Here is a 17,530-nt window from a genome sequence, read left to right as displayed (position 1 = left end):
GTCCGGCAAGACCGCCCCCGCCCCGCTCTCTGCCCACTACACTCCCGACGATGCCTCTGACCAGGCCAGATAGCGAAGCGCTGCTGGAGTACTAGGCTTGTTCTTTATCTTCTGGCGCTCCTGAAGTGGTGCGGGCAGAGTGGGCGGCATGACAGACAGTTCCGGCCCTGTTCGTGCGGACGTAGACGACCGCCAGGCGATAGAGCACATCCTCGGTCGTCCCTTGAGCCAGGCATGGCCGACGGGTGCACTGGCACCGGGCAGCCGGGTCACGGTCGTTCGCGACCAGGGCTGGGACGGTCCTTGGCAGGTCGAGTTTGCTGGAACGATCGATGCCATGGGTGCACCCGAACCCAACGAACATGCCCAGTCGCTCAGCGGCGAGCTGCTGTATTGGGTGACCTTCGACGCGTCGCAGTACGACTGCGACGGGGCCGGTCCCTATCGCAAGGCCCAGATCTGGGGTCGGTACCTACGGGCCGAGCAAGAGCCCGAAGCGTAGATCCGCGCCTCATGTCCCGCTCGAATCGTCCGTCGAACTGCGTCGCTCACCTGGGCATTCGCCGGACGTGGGGGCGGCCTTCGTCTGATCATGTGCTCCGACCAAGGTGCACGTGACCAAGACGAAGGCCGCGAGGTGAGTCTGCTGCCTGATGCTGTCCGGAGGGAAGCGTTCGCGGAAGCGTCACGCTTCCGGGGCGAGTTCTACGAGTGCCTGACCGCCCGGCGCGATGAACTGTTCGAGCTGGCGGACGCGGTGCTGTGTGCGGACGGTGCGGTGAAGTCGCCGGTGGACTTGACGCTGTTGCCCGAGCATCGTCGTGGGCACGGAGCGATGTACGGCGGTCTGAACCACGGCCAAATCGACGTCGATCGGCTGCGGACGGTGCTGGCCGGGCTGCCGCTGCCGCGTTTCGACGGCGGGCGCCTGGTCCTGGCGGTCGATGTGTCGCCGTGGCTCCGCTCGGACGCGCCGTGCTCGCCGATCGACTGTTCTGTCACGTCTACGGCCGGGCGAAGACGGCCTCGCAGTTCATTCCTGGCTGGCCGTACTCCTTCGTGGCCGTGCTGGAGCCGGGCGCCACGTCATGGACTGCGATCCTGGACGCGGTCCGGCTTGGACCGGTCGACGACGCGACCGCGGTCACCGCTACCCAGCTGCGAGGAGTCGTTGAAAGGCTCATCGCCGCAGGGCAGTGGCAGGCCGGGGACCCAGCCATCGTGATCGTCAGCGATGCCGGCTACGACGTCACCCGCCTGGCCTGGGTCCTGCGCGACCTGCCAGTCGAGCTGATCGGCCGGGTCCGCTCCGACCGCGTCATGCGGCTGCCGAAACCACCGAGGACGCACGGCGTCAACGGCCGGCCGCCCCAACACGGCCCCGAGTTCCGCTTCACCAAGCCGGAGACCTGGCCCGAGCCCGCGATCACCGACACCACCAACTACGGCAAGGCCGAAACCCAGGCATGGGACCGGGTTCACCCCCGACTCACCCACCGCTCCTCATGGCTCGACCACGACGGTGAACTGCCTGTGGTAGAAGGCACATTGATACGGCTGAAGGTCGAGCACCTGTCGAAGGACCGGGACGCTCCGCCGGTGTGGTTATGGTCCTCGAAGACCGGCGCCACCCCGGACGACGTGGACCGCTTCTGGCAGGCGTTTCTCCGCCGCTTCGACCTGGAGCACACCTTCCGCTTCGCGAAACAGACCCTCGGCTGGACCACCCCGAAACTCCGTACTCCCGAGGCGGCGGACCGCTGGACCTGGATCCTGATCGTCGCTCACACCCAGCTCCGGCTCGTTCGGCCGCTGGCCGCGGACCTCCGCCGGCCCTGGGAGAAGCCCACCGCCTCCAACCGGCTCACCCCAGCCCGGGTCCGCCGGGGGTTCAGGAACATCCGCGCTCACCTTGCCTGTCCGGCCCGTGTTCCCAAACCTCGAGGCACCGGACCCGGACGGCCACCCGGCGCCAAGAACAGACACCGGGCACCCCGCTACGACGTCGGCAAAACCGTCAAACGCCCCGAGACCCTCAAAGCCATCGGCAAGCCTGGAAGATCTTGGTAGATAAAGAACAAGCTAGGTGCGCGATGGCACCGGTCGTGACCGACGGTCTGTACTGACGACCCTCCGGCCGGCTGAGCGGAGCTTCTCGGCTCCCGTCAGGCGGGCGCCGGTACCCGGCCCCGCTGTACGACCATCATGGTCATGTCGTCGTTGAGCAGCCCGCCCGCGTACGCCCGAACGTCGGCGGTGATCTCCCGCAGGAGCGGCCCTGGGGCGCGTTCGGCCCACCTCTGTACGCGTTCGGCGAGCGGATAGAAGGTCCCCTCGCTGTCACGCGTCTCGGTGACGCCGTCGGTGTAGAGCAGGATCCTGTCCCCGTCCTGGAAGGGAAAGGTCGCCGCCGTGTACACGGTCTCCGAGATGGCGCCGAGGCCGAGTGGTGGGGCGGGTTGGGCCACATGGAGAGCGGTGGCGGTCTCGGCCGCACGGCGCAGCAGCAGGGGCGACGGATGCCCGCAGCTGATCATGTGGACCACGGGTTCGTCGTCCGGGATGTCGAGCACCATGGCGGTCACGAAGCGTTCGGCGGCGTCGGGGTCGGATTCCGAGAACTCCGCGAGGCCCCAGGAGACCGCGTCCTCCACGTAGGCGACCAGTTCCGTCAGCGGGAGCTGACGGTGGGCCGCGGCACGGAAGGCGCCCAGCACGATCGCCGTGTCGCTGATCGAGGCGAAGCCCTTGCCGCGGACGTCTCCGATGATCAGCCGGGTGGAGTGGGAGGTACGGGCCGCGGCGTAGAGGTCGCCGCCGACGTAGGTGTCGGCATCGGCGCTGTGATACTCCGCCACGAGCGACACCGCTCCGACCTGCTCCGGGAGCGGGCGCAGGACGACCCGCTGGGCCGTGTCGGAGACGGTCCGCGCCCGGACGAGTTCCCGCTGGTACCGGTCCCGCAGATGGGTGAAGGCGACCAGGAGCACGCAGAGCGCGGTGAGGGAGCCTAGTTGCACCAGCACGTTCTCAGTGCTCAGGACCCGCCGCTCCGCCCCGGCGGCGATCAACGCGAGTACGGAGAGAGCACCGATCAGTGCCGTGGGCCGCGGACCGGTGCCGATGGCGGTCACCGCGGTGGCGACGACCAGCAGATGGGCGAGGTGGATGTCCGGCGGAAGGAACGCGTCGGCCACCGGGATACAGATGATCAGGAGCAGCGGGGTGACCACCCAGAGCGGGCGGGGTGCTGCCCGCCACCAGGCCTGCAGGGTCCTGTTCGCCTTCGAGGTGGTCGCAACGCTCACGTCTTGCTCCCGTGCATGGTGCCGGGGATCGCGGCCCGAGGCCGTCGTGCATGAGCCGCATCAGCCACCCGACCGGGCAGTTTCCGTTCTGCCAGAGTGGACGGCTGCGGGCGTGAAGTGCCGTCTCCGTCTCCTGGATCCGCGATCCACGTTGTTTGCGATATCAACCGGGTGAACTAGAGGGATATTCCGGATGTTTTACCGCAAGGACGACAAGGTCGAACCTCTCACCCGGATGGCGAGGAGATCCGACGTGTGTGAGCCGGGCAGCTCGCACAGCTGCCCGACTCACTCCATCGTTCTCCTTAACCATGTCAGCTGCCGACGGGGTACCGACTGGTGATCGCGACACGGTTGAAGGCGTTCATCACGGTTACCAGCCAGGCGATCGCCGAGACCTCGTCTGCGGTGAGTACGGCCGCGGCTGCGTTTAAGTCCTCGTCGCTGACGTGTCCGTCCGGCACGCGTGTGATCGCTTCGGTCAGGCGGAGGGCGGCACGGTCGGTCTCGGAGAAGTAGCCGGGTGCTGCGCGCCGCGGTGCTGCCCGCTGCGCGCCCCGGGCTACGACTCCGAATCGTCGACCTTGAGTTTTTCTCCGGTGTTGGAGACGAAGACGACCAGGAGCTTGGCCCGTGTCGTCGGGCTGGTGTTCTCGGTGAGGACGTGGTGGGCACCTGGCGGCTCGACCCAGTTGTCGCCTTCCAGGGCTACGACTGGGATGACACCGACGAGGCCGACGAGTACAGCGTCTGGCCCGCGAGCGACGCGGTGGTGGAGCTGGAGCGCGAGCAGTGGGCGATCTTCGCCAGGTGGAACGAATGCCGTGAGGCCGGGATGGTGGAGCTGGAGGCCCACCCGGGTCGGGGTGGGATCGATGCCCGTTACGACGAGCTGGCCCTGCTGCTGGCGCCGTACCGTCGGGCGCCGGATGACGCGAGGCGACTGGTGGGCGAGGTGCGCTTTGACGCTGGGGCCCGCTACCGGGTCGAGGGTCTGGACTCCTGGTTCCGGTGGCATCCAACCAGGTGAGGCCGCCGTTGATCATTAGGTGTTACGTGGACAACCAATGATCATGCTGCGACCTCGGACGCCGGCGTAGTGCCTGCTCACTGGCAGGAAGCGTTCGAGGGCCTGATGAGCCGGATCGCGGGCCGGTTCGCCCGAGTTGAACCCCGCCGCCGGGTGCGGCGGTTGGTTTCCGGGCTGCTGTCTGACCTGCCGCGCAAGAACTGCTGGACCCTGGCCGAGCACGTCGGCGACGCCACTCCGCACGGGATGCAGCACCTGCTCCACCGCGCGAAATGGGACGCCGACGCGATCCGGGACGACATACGCGGCTACGTGGTCGAGCACCTGCACGACACGGAGGCCGCGCTCGTGGTCGACAAGACGGGCGATCTGAAGAAGTGCACGGCGACCGTCGGCGTCCAGCGCCAGTACACCGGCACGGCCGGCCGCATAGAGAACGCCCAGGTCGCCGCCTATCTCGTGTATTCCGCCAGCCGTGGACACGCTGCCATCGGCCGGGCCCCGTACGTGCCGCGCTCATGGACGGAGGACCCGGACCGCTGCCGGAGCGCGGGCATCCCAGACGACCTGGCCTTCGCCACCAAGCCCCCCCTGGACGCGGGAACACCGGCCCGGTGGGTCGCGGGAGACGAGGTCTACGGCGACAACCCGCACCCGCGGACCGCCCTGGAACACCGCCGGACCTGCTACGTCCTGGCCGTCTCCAGCACCCACTCCGTCATCACGCACGCCGGGAAGTTCCAGGCCAGGACCCTGGCCGCGCGGATCCCGAAGCGGGCCTGGCAGCGGCTGTCGGCCGGAGCGGACGCGAAGGGCGAGCGGTACTACGACTGGGCGCAGATTGAGGTTCACGGCCCGGCCGGTCGGTTCGGCCGGTGGTGCCTGTTGGCCCGCCGTAATCGCCGCACCGGCGAACTCGCCTTTTACCGCTGCTTCTCACCCCGCCCGGTGCCGGTGTCCGAGCTGGTGCGGGTCGCCGGACGGCGCTGGACGGTCGAGGAGACGTTCCAAGCCGGCAAGGGCCTGACCGGCTTGGACGAGCACCAGGTCTGTCGGTGGACCTCCTGGCACCGCTGGGTCACCCTCGCGATGCTCGCCCACGCCTTCCTCGCCGTTACTGCGGCCGCCGAACGCTAGGACCGACCCGTCCCTGACGGCCTGCTCCCCTTGACCGGCAACGAGATCCAGCACCTGTTCGCAGCACTGACCCGCCCAATCCACGACCTCGCCCACCTTCTGCGCTGGTCCCGCTGGCGACGCCGGCATCAAGCCCGTGCACGCCAGTGTCATTACCGCAGGCAGGCCACCACCCGGCCGCGAAGATCAAGATCTACGACTGGAGTATTAGGTGAACCGTGGTTTCGAAGGCGCTGGCGCGGTCGACGCCTTCGAAACTGCGTCAGCTTCGGGGCGTGTCTACAGAAAGGATCTTTCTGGGCGGTGAAACAGATACCAGGGCGCTGTTTTCACCGGGTGGCCCGGTGACGGCTTCGGGCGAGCAGCGGCACGAGGCCGGGATCTGGGAGGCGTGCAGTTGCGCCGGGTGCAGGGCGACAGTCCGTTGGCCGGCACGCTGGTACCGGCCGATCCGGTTGCCGCACTGGCGGCAGCAGCCGCTCTGGCCGGTGCGCAGCAGGCCGCGGGCTGCTGGCCGGCCACGCGCAGGGACCGGCAGCGGTGCGTGGGCTGCCCGCGTCGAAGGTGCTGATGCTAGCCGCTGCCGTGGCCGTTCACGGATCGCCGCACCGGCCGGTGACCTGGCCAGAAGCCAGTTCAAGCCAGGTTGTTGGACGCCCAGTTCCGGGCCTCGGTGAGGAGCTTCGAGACCGGGGACGGCGGTGTGGCTCGGTGAGCGCGCTGTTCGGGCCCCACCTGCTCGTCGACCTCGGCAACGGGGTCACGCTCGACTACTACGAGAAGCGGGACAAGCCGATCCAGTCGTACATGGAGATCATGACCCGGCCTTACGTCCGGCCCTGGCGCGGACGGGGGGCGGTCCCGGCCGGGCGGCTCACCCGGCCGGGACCGCCTCTGGCAGACCGAGCGAGGTGGCGGCGTGACGCCACACGGACGCGAGCGCCCCCTCCAGGGTGACCATGGGATCGCGCAGCATCAGGCGGATGCCGTAACCGTCGCTCAGGGACAGTACGAGCGTGGCGAGTTCGTCCACGTCGGTCGGCGTGAACTCACCCGACTCGATGCCCCGCCGCACCGCGCCGCTCACCCACGCGTGCAGCTCGGCGTACAGGTCCACGGCGAACACCCGGGTCGACTCGTCGCGCAGCGCCCGGACCCACAGCTCCTGCCACAGCCGCCAGTCCTGGTGCAACACGGGGTCGGTCGGCAGCAGGCTGCGCAGGATGCGCGCCAGGACGACCGCCGCCGGTGCCGTCTCCGCGTCGCGCTCCACGTCCACGGCCGTGCTGGCGAAGGAGTGGGCCATCGCTTCCGTGAACAGCTTCTCGCGCGTGTCGAAGTGGTAGTGCAGCAGCGCGGTCGACACACCGGCCTGCTCCGCGACCATGCGCATGCGGATCTTCTCGAAGCCGATCTCGGCGATGGCCTCGCACGCCGCGGTCAGGATGCGCTCGCGCGTCTCCGCCGTGCGCACCTTGCTGGACACTCTGCGACTCCCCTCGTCCGGCGGTCGTACACCGCCGCCATTGTCCCTCACGCCCGCTCGGCCCGTGCCGCCGCCTCGTGCGCAGATGGCGCCTCGTACGTGTGGAAGCCGCGGCCCGACTTGCGGCCCAGCAGACCGGCCTCCACCATGCGGGACAGCAGCGGGGGCGGGGAGTACGTGGGGTCCCGGAACTCGGCGTAGAGCGACTCGGCGATGGCCCGGGTGGTGTCCAGGCCGATGAGGTCCGTCAGCGCCAGCGGCCCGAGCGGGTGCGCACAGCCGAGGACCATGCCGCGGTCGACGTCCTCGACGCTCGCGACGCCCGACTCGACCATGCGGATCGCGGCCAGCAGATACGGGACGAGCAGCGCGTTCACCACGAAGCCCGCCCGGTCCCGGGTGCGGATGACCTCCTTGCCGAGCGTGCCGGTCACGAAGGCCTCGGCCCGGTCCGCGGTGTCGGCCGAGGTGAGCAGCGACGGGACGAGTTCGACCAGCCGCAGCACCGGCACCGGGTTGAAGAAGTGGACGCCGAGGACCCGCTCGGGCCGGCCCGTCGCCGCGGCGAGCTGCACGACCGGGATCGACGAGGTGTTGGTCGCGAGGACGGCGCGCTCGCCGGTGACGACCGTATCGAGCCGGGTGAACACGTCGAGCTTGAGCCGCTCGTCCTCCGCCACCGCCTCGATCACCAGGTCCCGGTCGTGCAGGGCCTCGAACTGGTCGGCCACGGTGATCAGCACGGCGGCGGCCTCGCGCCGTTCGGCCGTGAGCCGGCCGTGCGCGACGGCCTTGTCGAGGGAGTGGCCGATGCGCCGCCGGCCCGCGCGGGCCGCATCGGCGTCGCGTTCCACGACCGTCACTGGCAGGCCGGCGCGCGCGCAGACCTCGGCGATGCCGGCCCCCATCAGGCCGCAGCCGACGACCCCCACGCGTTCGATGTCGGTCATCAGTTTTCCTTTGTGGATACCCCGGCCTTCAGGCCGGGGAGGAAACGGAGCTCCTGCGGAGCAGGGCAGGGGGAGGGGAATTGCCTTCGGGGCGATTTGGCGTCTGCGGCCACTCGCCGGCATCCGTTGCTCACACGGGAACTGATAGAATGTGAGGCGTGCCACAGCAGGTCAGGCGGGCGTTCAAGTACCGCTTCTACCCCACGGACGAGCAGGCGGCCGAGCTGTCGCGCACGTTCGGCTGTGTGCGCCTTGTCTACAACAAACAAGGCGCTGGAGGAGCGCACGCGGGCCTGGTACGGCGAGCAGCGCCGGATCTCCTACGTGCAGTCGTCGGCCGCGCTGACGCAGTGGAAGAAGACGGAGGAGCTGGCCTTCCTGTCGGAGGTGTCCTGCGTCCCGCTGCAGCAGGCGCTGCGCCATCTGCAGACGGCGTTCGGGAGTTTCTTCGCCGGGCGGGCCAAGTACCCGCGCTTCAAGTCCCGGAAGAAGTCGAGGGCGTCGGCCGAGTACACCCGCAGTGCCTTCACGTGGCGTGAGGGGAAGCTGGTGCTGGCGAAGATGGTGGATCCGTTGGGCATCCGCTGGTCGCGTCCGCTGCCCGAGGGTGCGGAGCCGACCACGGTGACGGTGTCCCGTGATGCGGCCGGCCGCTGGTTCGTGTCCCTGCTGTGCGAAGACACCATCACCGCCGTGCCCGCCGCCACGGCGGCGGTCGGTATCGACGCCGGGATTACCTCCCTGGTGGCCTTGTCCACCGGAGAGAAGATCGCCAACCCTCGGCATGAGCGGCGTGACCGCGCCCGCCTGGCCCGTGCGCAGCGTGAGCTGTCGCGCAAGGCCAAGGACTCGGCCAACCGGGCCAAGGCCCGGCGCAAGGTCGCCAAGGTCCATGCGCGGATCGCCGACCGGCGCCGCGACTTCCTGCACAAGCTGTCCACCCGTCTCGTCCGTGAGAACCAAACGGTCGTGATTGAGGACCTGACCGTCCGCAACCTGTTGAAGAACGGCAAGCTCGCGCGCGCCGTCTCGGATGCGTCGTGGACGGAACTGCGCTCCATGCTGGAGTACAAATGCGCCTGGTACGGGCGCGAACTCGTCGTGATCGACCGCTGGTTCCCCAGCAGCAAGCTGTGCGGGGGCTGCGGAGCGGTACGCGAGAAGCTGCCGCTGAACGTCCGCGCGTGGACGTGCGGCTGTGGCGCGGTGCACGACCGCGACGTGAACGCGGCACGCAACATCCTGGCCGCCGGGCTGGCGGCTTCTGCCTGCGGAGACGGTGTGAGACCTCAACGGGAGTCCTCTCGGACGGGGCAGTCGTCGGTGAAGCAGGAAACCCAGCGGGCGACCGCTGGAATCCCCCGCCTTTAGGCGGGGGAGGAAGTCAACCGTTGTCCTCTCTGGGTCGAGTCGAAGGTCCCCCGGCGTCCCCGGCACCGGGGAAGCCGGGGACGCACCACGGTCCGCCAGGGCCGGGGCGGGTGGCCGCCCCGGCCGGTGTCATCGGGCGACGGGCAGGTCCAGCACCCCCGGGCCGCGCTTGATGAGCTCGTTGGCGATGATCAGCCGCTGGATCTCGGAGGTGCCCTCCCAGATGCGGTCCACGCGCAGCTCCCGGTAGAGCCGCTCCACGGCGTACGCACGGTCGTAGCCGCGTCCGCCGTGGATCTGCAGGCACCGGTCGATCACCCGGCCCGAGGCCTCGCTGGCGGCGAGCTTGGCGATGGAGGCTTTGGCGTGCAGGGTCTTGCGGTCCTCCGCACCCGCCTGGTCCACCTCCCAGGCCACCTGGTGGGTGTAGGCGCGGTTGACGGCGATGTCCACGGCGCAGTCCGCGAGCATGCCCTGGACCAGCTGGTACGTGGCGATCGGCGCGCCGAACTGCTCGCGCTCCACGGCCCAGTCACGGGACAGTTCCAGGGCCCGCTCGGCCGCGCCGGTGGTACGGGCCGCGATCATCAGGCGCTCCTCGGTGAACCAGGAGCGGGTGATGTCGTATCCCTCGCCGATGCCGCCGAGCACGGCGTCCTCGTCGACCTGGACGTCGGTGAACGTGAACTCGGGGTGCTCGTAGACGAAGGTGTGCATGAAGCGCGGCACGCGCGTCATCTCGATGCCCGGGGTGTCCTTGTCGACCAGGAACAGCGTCGGGGCGCGCTCCGGACCCGCCGCCGCGAGGACGATCATGAAGTCGGCGTGGTCGCCGACCGTCACGAACCACTTCTCCCCGTTGAGCACCCACCCCCGGTCGTTCTTCGTCGCCGTGGTGGCGATGTTCTGCGGGTCCGACCCGGCGCCGCGCTCGGTGACCGCGTAGCAGTCCCGGCGCTCACCCCTGATGACCGGGACCAGGAAACGCTCGCGCTGCTCGGGCGTGCAGAACCGCAGCGCGTTCGCGGGCCGCCACACCATGTCCCACAGGGCGCCTGTCAGTCGGCCCAACTCCTCCTGGACGGTGACCTGTTCGGCGATGGTGAGGCCCGCGCCGCCCCATTCGGCAGGCATGTTGACGGCCTGGAGGCCCGCGTCCAGGACCGCGTCGCGGATCTCGGTGTGCGCGCTCGCGGGCAGCCCGTTGTCCTCCTCGCACCGGTTCTCGTGGGTGGCGATGAAGTCGGTGAGGGCACGCGCGTCGGCCTTGAGCTGTGCCTGGCGCGGGGTGAGGCGGAAGTCCATGGAAGTCCTCGCTGTGTGGTGGTCTGGCGTGGGCGGGGTCAGTGCGTGGGGAGAGCCAGCGCGCCGGTGCCGCGCTTGATGAGCTCGTTGGCGATGATCAGCCGCTGGATCTCGGAGGTGCCCTCCCAGATCCGGTCGACGCGCAGCTCCCGGTAGATGCGTTCGACGGGGTAGGAGCGGTCGTAGCCGCGGCCGCCGAAGATCTGCAGGCACCGGTCGGCGACCCGGCCGGCCGCCTCGCTGGCGGCGAGCTTGGCGGTGGAGGCCTTGGCGTGCAGGGTCTTGCGGTCGGTGTGCGGCTGGTCGGCCTCCCAGGCGACCTGGTGGGTGTAGGCGCGGTTGACCGCGATGTCCACGGCGCAGTCCGCGAGCATGCCCTGGATCAGCTGGTAACTGGCGATGGGGGCGCCGAACTGCTCGCGTTCCACGGCCCAGTCACGGGCCAGCTGGAGGGCCCGCTCCGCGGCGCCGACGGTGCGTGCCGCGATCATCAGGCGCTCGTCGGTGAACCACTCCTTGGTCAGTTCGTAGCCGTTGCCGACGCCGCCGAGCACGTCCTCGTCGGCCACGAAGACGTCGGTGAAGGTGAACTCGGGATGCCCGTTGACGGCGGAGTGCATGAAACGCGGCACGCGGGTCATCTCGACGCCGGGAGCGGCCTTGTCCACGAAGAACAGCGTGGGCAGCCGCTCGGGGCCCGCGTCCGCCTGCACCAGCAGGAAGTCGGCGATGTCGCCGCAGGTGACGAACCACTTCTCGCCGTTCAGCAGCCAGCCGCCCTCGGTGCGCGTGGCCGTGGAGGTGCCGGAGGACGGGTCGGATCCGGCGCCCGGCTCGGTGACGGCGAACGCGTCGAACCTCTCCCCGCGGATCACGGGCAGCAGGTACTTCTCGCGCTGCCGTTCGTCGCCCTGGGCCAGAACGTTCGCGGGCCGCCAGGGAATGTCCCACAGGCAGTTGGTGGCCTTGCCGAACTCCTCCTCGACGATGACCTGGTCGAGCAGGCTGAGCCCGGCGCCGCCCCATTCGGCGGGCATGTTGATGGCGTAGACGCCGGCGTCCATCGCGGCCCGGGTCAGTTCGGTGACCAGCTCCTGCGGCAGGGGACCGCCGGCCTGCTCGGACCGGTCCTCGTAGCGCATCAGCAGCCGGGCGTAGTCGGCCGCGCGCCGCTTCAGGTCGGACTGTTCGGGGGTGTAGCGCATGTCCATGGTGACCACCTCTTCGGTCGGGGGAGGGCGGGGGAGGGCGGGGCGCCCGGGCGGGTACGGGGGTGTCGCTCAGGCGAGGACGGCGCGCGAGTCCAGGGCGAGCGCACCGCGGGGGCCGACGAGGAGCGGGTTCACCTCCAGCTCGGCGATCTCCGGGTGGGCGGCGGCGAACGCGGTGATCGTCTCGATGGCCGCGGCGGCCGCCGCGACGTCGACGGGAGGCCGGCCGCGCACCCCGTCGAGCAGTGCGGCGGTGCGCAGTCCACGCAGCAGGTCCAGGGCGCGGCCGGCGGTCACCGGCGCGAGGGTGAAGGCGACGTCGCGCAGCGACTCGGCGAGCACCCCGCCCAGGCCGACCATGGCGACCGGGCCGAACCGCGGATCGCGGTTGACGCCGACGATCAGCTCGATGCCGTCGGACAGGTCCGCCATGGCCTCCACGGAGTAGGCGGGCGCGCCGAGCCGGGCGTGCATCTCGCGGAAGGCGGCCAGCACCTCGTCGGTCCCGGCCAGACCGAGGGCCACACCGCCCGCGTCCGACTTGTGCAGCAGATGCAGGGCCTTGAGCACGTACGGGCCGGGGAACCCGGCGACGGCGGCGAGCAGTTCGGACTCGTCGTGGACCTCCCGGGCGGTGGGGAAGGCGAGGCCGGCCGCTTCGAGGGCCGCGCGGATTCGCGTGTACCCGCTCTCCTCCATCGGCGCGGCGGGCAGGGGGAGGGGGACGATGCCGGGCGCGGGACGGCCGGCCACCGTGGCGGCGAGGGCACGCGCGGCGTCCTCGGTGGCGTCGAAGACGGGGATGCCGGCGGCCACGAGGGTGCGGCAGCTGGGGGAGCCGGGATACATCGACTGCACCACCAGCGGTTTGGCGGTGGCGCTGTGCCGGGCGGCGATGAGCCGAGCCGCCTCCCGCTCCCCGTCCGCCAGCGCCGTACCGCCGCCGCCGAGACCGCCCTCGGAGGCCGCGTAGCCGCCGAAGTAGCCGGTCATCAGCACGGCGTCGACCTCCTCGGCCGCGAGCAGAGCCTCGACGGTCGCCGCGTACGAACCGGGGTCCTGCTCGCCCATGCCCGCCAGGTCCACGGGGTTGGCGACGGCCGACTGCTCCCACAGCACCTCGCGCAGCCGCTCCCGGACCGGCGCGCCGATCTCCGGCACCGAGAGTCCCGCGGCCTCCACGGCGTCGGCGGCGATCACGCCGTGGCCCCCGCCGTCGGTGAGGACGGCGACCCGGCGGCCGGCACCGCGGCGCGGTCCGGCCGACGCGGCGAGCACGACGGTGAGTTCGCGCGGGGTGGCGACCAGTTCCACGCCGGCGTCCCGGCAGGCCGCCGTGACCACGTCGGCCGAGGTGGTCAGTGCCCCGGTGTGCGACTGCGCGCTGCGCGCCGAGGCGTCGCCGCGCCCGGCGGTGAGCAGCACCACCGGCTTGCCGGCCACGGCCGCGGCCTCGGCGAAGGCACGTCCGTCCGCGAAGTCCTCGGCGTAGACCGCGATCGCCCGGGTGTCCTCGTGCCGGGCGCAGTCCGCGAGCAGGTCGACGAGGGTGACGTCGGCCTGGTTGCCCAGCGACACGAACCGGGAGAAGCCGAGGCCGTGCGGGGCGAAGCGCAGCTGGAGTTCGAGGGCGAGGTTGCCGCTCTGGCTCAGGAGCGCCACGCCGCCGGGCGTGAAGGTGTCGGAGGCCAGGAAGAGGTCCGTCGTGTTGTCGGCGATCCCCAGGCAGTTGGGGCCGACCATGACGGCTCCCGCGGCCCGCACCCGTTCGGCGACGGCCTGCTGGCGTGCCCGGCCGGCGGCGCCGGTCTCCGCGAAGCCGGCGGTGATCGCGACGATCGCGCGTGCCCCGCACTCCAGGGCCTCGTCGACGGCCGCCTCGAACCCGGCGGCGGGCACGCAGACCACGGCCAGGTCGACCGGTTCGCCGATTGCGCTCAGGCTCGGTGCGGCGGTGCGGCCGAGCACCGTACCGCCCCGCCGGTTGACCAGATGGACGGGACGGCGACCGTTCGCGCGGACGGCCTGGGCGGCTATGGCGTGGCCGTACTTGGCGGGGTCGTCGCTGGCGCCGACCACGGTGACGGAGACCGGGTCGAAGAGGGCCGAGAGGTCACGTCCCATGTCACTTCACCAGCCGCAGCGCGGAGTTGGGGCAGGCGGCGACGGCGGCCACGGCGGCGTCCTCGCCGCCCGGCGGCACGGACGTCTCGATCAGTTGCGCGTAACCGAAGTCGTCGAGGTCGATCAGCTCGGGCGCGGGTTCGCGGCACAGGCCGTAGCCCTGGCAGAGGGTGGAGTCCAGCAGCAGTTTCATGGTGCGGCTCTTTCTGGGAGGGGAGCGGAGCGAGGGGGGCGGGGGAGGGCGTGTCAGGGCACGGTTACCAGGAAGCGGCGTCCGTCCTCGGGGGCCGTCGCGCCGGCGCAGCCGGGACAGTCCCGGTGTTCGTCGAGACGGTCGGGGAAATGGGTGAGGAGGCTGGCGGCGATCCGCGCGGCGGCGTCCAGGAGCCCGCAGGCGCCGCGTCCGGGCAACTGCCCGGACCAGCGCCGCAGCCTGTCCGGAGTACCCGGGTCGGCCGTGCCGCGGGCGACGGCGGACAGGGCCCCGGCGAGCGCCCCGGTGCCGGAGACGCACACCCCGCACTGCCGGGCGCTCTGGGCGGCGAGATAGGCGGTCGCCTCGCTCGCGACGCCGACCGGGCAGTCCCCGGGGTGCAGGAAGTACAGGGCCCCGCAGCCGAGTGCGCCACCGGCCGCGCGCAGCCCCTCCAGGTCGAGCGGCAGGTCCGCCCAGCCCGCGCCGTGCAGTCCGCCGAACAGTCCCCCCAGCAGCACGGCCTCGGCCTTGCCGTGCCCCCAGGCGTCGGCGAGGGCGTCCAGGCGGGTACCGGCGGGGACCTCGGCCAGGGCCGAACGGCCGTCGGACCCGGACAGGGTGACCAGATGGGCGCCGACGACCTCGGCGGCGGCCTCGGGCCGGGAGTGCAGCAGGGCGACGCGGGCCAGTGTCTCCACGTTGGCGACCAGGGTCGGCGCCCCGCCGACGCCGCGTTCGAAGGGGCGCGGGGGTTTGGCCGTAGGCAGCGCCGGACCGCCGTCGATCCGCCGTACGACCGCGCTCTCCTCCCCGGCGACGTAGCAGTGGGGCGTGCGTACGACGTCCACCCGCAGGCCGGCGGGCCGCTCGGCGAGGGCCCGCAGCACGGCCTGCTCGGCCTGGGCGTCGGAGAGGTAGACGCAGCCGCGCCCGGCACCGGTCACGGCGGCCGCCAGGCGCAGGCCGTCCAGCACCAGGTGCGGCCGGTACCGCAGCAGCCAGCGGTCCTTCACGGAGCCCGGCTCGCCCTCCTCGCCGTTGGCCACGACGACGGGCGTGCCGGGAGCGTCGCGGACGGCGCGCAGCTTGACGGCCGCGGGGAATCCGGCGCCGCCCCGGCCGCGCAGCCCCGCTGCGCCGATCTGGTCGAGCAGCGTGCCGGGAGCGGACACCGGCGCGTACCCGCCGGCGGCGAGGTAGCGGGAGGAGTCCTCGTACGAGGAAGGGCCTGCGGCGTTGCCGGGCGGCTGGGGGAGGAGCCCGTGCCGCCCCTCGGGGAGTAGGGAGAATACGCCGGTCATAGGGTGCTCCAGTGCTCGCCGCAGCGGGATCTCAGGCGGTCCACCGCGCGTTCCAGGGCCTGCCGCTGGGCCGTGGTCCGGACGTAGCCGGAGCCGGGCAGGCCGATCAGCATCCGGTGGTGGTCGAGGACCACCTCACCGGCCAGCAGCGCCGGTCCGGGACCGGCCGGCCCCGGCTCCTCGGCGGCGGCCACCACCAGGTCGGTCACCTCGCCCAGGTAGCGCAGCCAGCCGCGCTGCGTGCCGCGCAGCACCAGCCGCTCGACGTGCCGTCTCTCCTCGGCCACGAGGGCCGACGGCGGCCGGCCGGCCGCCGGGGCCCGCAGCGCGGCCACGGCCGAGGGCAGTTCCTGTTCGGGCTCCGGTGTGAGACCGAGCCATGCCAGATGTCGGCGAGCGCTCATGTGCGTGCCTCCGGGGGCGCTCCCCGCTCCCGGCGGGGGAGCGGGGTGGCGCGGCGACGGCGTGACGGGGGATGCTCCGCCGCTCGCTGTGCGTGGCGGGGAGCCGTGCGAAGTACCGGCCGGGGCCGTGTACCGCGTGACGTGCGGCTGTCCTGATCGGGAGGGCCGGGCTGTGCGGATCGGTGGTCCGCGGGCGGCCGGGACGGCCCACCGTTGTCCCTGCGGGGTCGGCCCGTCCGCCTGCAGCGAGACTAACTAACTAATTAGTCAGCCCACAAGCCTTGACTTGCCACCGCGCCGGTCCCAGTCTGACTAACCAATTAGTCAGCCGGATCCCGCGGATCCCCATGGGGAACCCGCGGCCCATCCCGGTCACAGCCTCACCGCCCATCGCCGCCCCACGCGGCGCGGAGGAGGACTTCATGAACCCCTCGACCACCCGGACGGCCACCGCGCCGCCCGGTCCGCCGAGCGAGACCCCCGATCACCCCGGCGAGGCCCTGCCCGCCCGCTACTACACGGATCCGGCCGTCGCGGCCGCGGAGACCGAACGCGTCTTCGCCAAGTCCTGGCAGCTCGTCTGCCACGAGTCCGACCTCCCCGGCCCGGGCGCCCGGCTGACGGCCACCGCCGCCGGCCGGGAGGTCCTGGTCGTGCGCACCGAGGACGGCGGCCTCGCCGCCCACCTCAACGTCTGCCGCCACCGCGGAACCCGCCTGGTCACCGGCCCGGAGCCGGAGGGCAAGGCGATCCGCTGCCCGTACCACGGCTGGACCTACAAGCTCGACGGACGCCTCGTCGGCGCCCCCGAGGCGCGCCGGATCCCCTGCCTGGACAAGCCCCGGCTCGGACTGCACCCGGTCAACGTGGAGTCCTTCCTCGGCTTCGTCTTCGTCAACCTCGACCTGGAGGCCACCCCGCTCGCCGAGACCTGCGCCGGGCTCGCCGAGGCCGTCGGCCACTACGCGGGACCCGGCCTCACACCGGTCGGCAAGCACCGCATCCACGACGTCACCGCCGGCGAACAGCAGAACGCCAACTGGAAGGTGATCGTCGACAACTACCTGGAGGGCTACCACGTCCCCGTCGCCCACCCCGCGCTGATGCGACTGCTCGACTACCAGGCGTACACGGTGGACGTCCAGGAGCACTACGTCCTGTTCGAATCACCGCTGCGGGACAAGCCCTCCTCCAACTGGACGGAACGCCTCTACCAGCGGCTCGCCACCCCGATGCCCGGGCTGACCGAGGCCGACCGGCGGGTCTGGCGCTACGCCGTGATCTACCCCAACACGCTCATCGACTTCTACCCTGACCACGTGCTCGCGTGGACCGCCCTGCCCACCGCCCAGGACCGGGCGGCGATCCCGGGCGCCTTCTACACCCGGCACGGGGAGAGCCTGCGCACCAGGATCGCCCGGCGGCTCAACATCCACATCGGCTGGGTCACCAACGACGAGGACGCCGAGCTGGTCGAACGCGTACAGGCCGGCCTGTCCACCCCGGGGTTCGAGCCCGGCCCGCTCTCGCACCGCGAGGCCGCAGTCGGCTGGTTCGCCCGCCGGATCCGCCGCGACCTGGAGGAGGACGGCCGATGACGCCCCGCCGTCCCGCGGCCGGGCCCCACCGGCGCGTCGCACTCCTCCCGGCCGGCTTACCCCGCCGCCGCTGAGGCACGTCCGTACCCCTTCCAGACCGGTCTTCACT

At 71.4% G+C, this 17,530-nt stretch carries 13 protein-coding genes and 4 pseudogenes; 7 read left to right on the top strand and 10 right to left on the bottom strand.

The window, feature by feature from the left end:
* Positions 1–148: 148 nt before the first annotated feature.
* Positions 149–502, top strand: coding sequence for a ferrous iron transport protein A (locus ACZ7OY_RS42085; protein ID WP_472250793.1), 354 nt, complete (start codon positions 149–151; stop codon positions 500–502).
* Between the two features lie 135 nt (positions 503–637).
* Positions 638–2,070, top strand: a pseudogene (locus ACZ7OY_RS42080) (NF041680 family putative transposase).
* Between the two features lie 95 nt (positions 2,071–2,165).
* Here the strand turns inward: ACZ7OY_RS42080 and ACZ7OY_RS42075 are convergent.
* Positions 2,166–3,308, bottom strand: a complete 1,143-nt coding sequence (locus tag ACZ7OY_RS42075; RefSeq protein WP_472250792.1) for a PP2C family protein-serine/threonine phosphatase — start codon at positions 3,306–3,308, stop codon at positions 2,166–2,168.
* Between the two features lie 523 nt (positions 3,309–3,831).
* Here ACZ7OY_RS42075 and ACZ7OY_RS42070 point away from each other — a divergent pair.
* Positions 3,832–4,338, top strand: coding sequence for a hypothetical protein (locus ACZ7OY_RS42070; protein WP_472250791.1), 507 nt, complete (start codon positions 3,832–3,834; stop codon positions 4,336–4,338).
* A gap of 105 nt (positions 4,339–4,443) precedes the next feature.
* Positions 4,444–5,652 (top strand): annotated as a pseudogene (locus tag ACZ7OY_RS42065) (IS701 family transposase); the annotation flags it as partial.
* Positions 5,653–5,737: 85 nt separating this feature from the next.
* Here the strand turns inward: ACZ7OY_RS42065 and ACZ7OY_RS42060 are convergent.
* Positions 5,738–6,115 (bottom strand): DUF6083 domain-containing protein, encoded by a 378-nt coding sequence (locus tag ACZ7OY_RS42060; protein ID WP_472250790.1) that lies wholly within the window; start codon positions 6,113–6,115, stop codon positions 5,738–5,740.
* Between the two features lie 71 nt (positions 6,116–6,186).
* Here ACZ7OY_RS42060 and ACZ7OY_RS42055 point away from each other — a divergent pair.
* Positions 6,187–6,279, top strand: a pseudogene (locus ACZ7OY_RS42055) (VOC family protein); the annotation flags it as partial.
* Positions 6,280–6,349: 70 nt separating this feature from the next.
* Here the strand turns inward: ACZ7OY_RS42055 and ACZ7OY_RS42050 are convergent.
* Both ACZ7OY_RS42050 and ACZ7OY_RS42045 read right to left on the bottom strand, forming a co-directional pair.
* Positions 6,350–6,961 (bottom strand): TetR/AcrR family transcriptional regulator, encoded by a 612-nt coding sequence (locus ACZ7OY_RS42050; RefSeq protein WP_359017335.1) that lies wholly within the window; start codon positions 6,959–6,961, stop codon positions 6,350–6,352.
* Positions 6,962–7,008: 47 nt separating this feature from the next.
* Complete coding sequence (locus tag ACZ7OY_RS42045; RefSeq protein WP_472250789.1) at positions 7,009–7,911, bottom strand: 3-hydroxybutyryl-CoA dehydrogenase; 903 nt, start codon at positions 7,909–7,911, stop codon at positions 7,009–7,011.
* Positions 7,912–8,069: 158 nt separating this feature from the next.
* Here ACZ7OY_RS42045 and ACZ7OY_RS42040 point away from each other — a divergent pair.
* Positions 8,070–9,282: pseudogene (locus tag ACZ7OY_RS42040) on the top strand (RNA-guided endonuclease InsQ/TnpB family protein).
* A gap of 129 nt (positions 9,283–9,411) precedes the next feature.
* Here the strand turns inward: ACZ7OY_RS42040 and ACZ7OY_RS42035 are convergent.
* From ACZ7OY_RS42035 to ACZ7OY_RS42010, 6 genes are all read right to left on the bottom strand, one after another.
* A complete protein-coding gene (locus tag ACZ7OY_RS42035) occupies positions 9,412–10,587 on the bottom strand; it encodes an acyl-CoA dehydrogenase family protein (protein ID WP_472250788.1) in 1,176 nt (391 codons plus the stop codon).
* Positions 10,588–10,625: 38 nt separating this feature from the next.
* Entirely contained in the window at positions 10,626–11,798 is a 1,173-nt protein-coding gene (locus ACZ7OY_RS42030; protein ID WP_472250787.1) for an acyl-CoA dehydrogenase family protein, read from the bottom strand.
* 69 nt (positions 11,799–11,867) lie between these two features.
* Entirely contained in the window at positions 11,868–13,922 is a 2,055-nt protein-coding gene (locus ACZ7OY_RS42025) for an acetate--CoA ligase family protein (RefSeq protein ID WP_472250786.1), read from the bottom strand.
* A 1-nt stretch (position 13,923) separates the two neighbouring features.
* Positions 13,924–14,115: a ferredoxin gene (locus tag ACZ7OY_RS42020; RefSeq protein ID WP_472250785.1), complete on the bottom strand. Its 192-nt coding sequence runs from the start codon at positions 14,113–14,115 to the stop codon at positions 13,924–13,926.
* Positions 14,116–14,168: 53 nt separating this feature from the next.
* Complete coding sequence (locus ACZ7OY_RS42015; RefSeq protein WP_472250784.1) at positions 14,169–15,419, bottom strand: NADH-ubiquinone oxidoreductase-F iron-sulfur binding region domain-containing protein; 1,251 nt, start codon at positions 15,417–15,419, stop codon at positions 14,169–14,171.
* The gene (locus ACZ7OY_RS42010; RefSeq protein ID WP_472250783.1) at positions 15,416–15,823 is read right to left on the bottom strand and encodes a hypothetical protein; all 408 of its coding nucleotides are present in this window, start codon (positions 15,821–15,823) and stop codon (positions 15,416–15,418) included. The genes ACZ7OY_RS42015 and ACZ7OY_RS42010 overlap by 4 nt, the downstream gene beginning before the upstream one ends.
* A 422-nt stretch (positions 15,824–16,245) precedes the next feature.
* Here ACZ7OY_RS42010 and ACZ7OY_RS42005 point away from each other — a divergent pair, with 422 nt between their 5' ends.
* Complete coding sequence (locus ACZ7OY_RS42005) at positions 16,246–17,421, top strand: aromatic ring-hydroxylating oxygenase subunit alpha (protein ID WP_351131885.1); 1,176 nt, start codon at positions 16,246–16,248, stop codon at positions 17,419–17,421.
* Positions 17,422–17,530 lie beyond the last annotated feature (109 nt).

The organism is Streptomyces sp. NPDC107559 (assembly GCF_055657365.1).
Note: the sequence above shows the minus strand (reverse complement) of the source record. Positions and strands in the feature narration are given on the sequence as shown.

Coding starts and splice junctions, on each gene's coding strand:
- ACZ7OY_RS42085 (WP_472250793.1), top strand. CDS start 149: ATGACAGACAGTTCCGGCCCTGTTCGTGCGGACGTAGACGACCGCCAG.
- ACZ7OY_RS42045 (WP_472250789.1), bottom strand. CDS start 7,911: ATGACCGACATCGAACGCGTGGGGGTCGTCGGCTGCGGCCTGATGGGG.
- ACZ7OY_RS42035 (WP_472250788.1), bottom strand. CDS start 10,587: ATGGACTTCCGCCTCACCCCGCGCCAGGCACAGCTCAAGGCCGACGCG.
- ACZ7OY_RS42030 (WP_472250787.1), bottom strand. CDS start 11,798: ATGGACATGCGCTACACCCCCGAACAGTCCGACCTGAAGCGGCGCGCG.
- ACZ7OY_RS42025 (WP_472250786.1), bottom strand. CDS start 13,922: ATGGGACGTGACCTCTCGGCCCTCTTCGACCCGGTCTCCGTCACCGTG.
- ACZ7OY_RS42020 (WP_472250785.1), bottom strand. CDS start 14,115: ATGAAACTGCTGCTGGACTCCACCCTCTGCCAGGGCTACGGCCTGTGC.
- ACZ7OY_RS42015 (WP_472250784.1), bottom strand. CDS start 15,419: ATGACCGGCGTATTCTCCCTACTCCCCGAGGGGCGGCACGGGCTCCTC.
- ACZ7OY_RS42010 (WP_472250783.1), bottom strand. CDS start 15,823: ATGAGCGCTCGCCGACATCTGGCATGGCTCGGTCTCACACCGGAGCCC.
- ACZ7OY_RS42005 (WP_351131885.1), top strand. CDS start 16,246: ATGAACCCCTCGACCACCCGGACGGCCACCGCGCCGCCCGGTCCGCCG.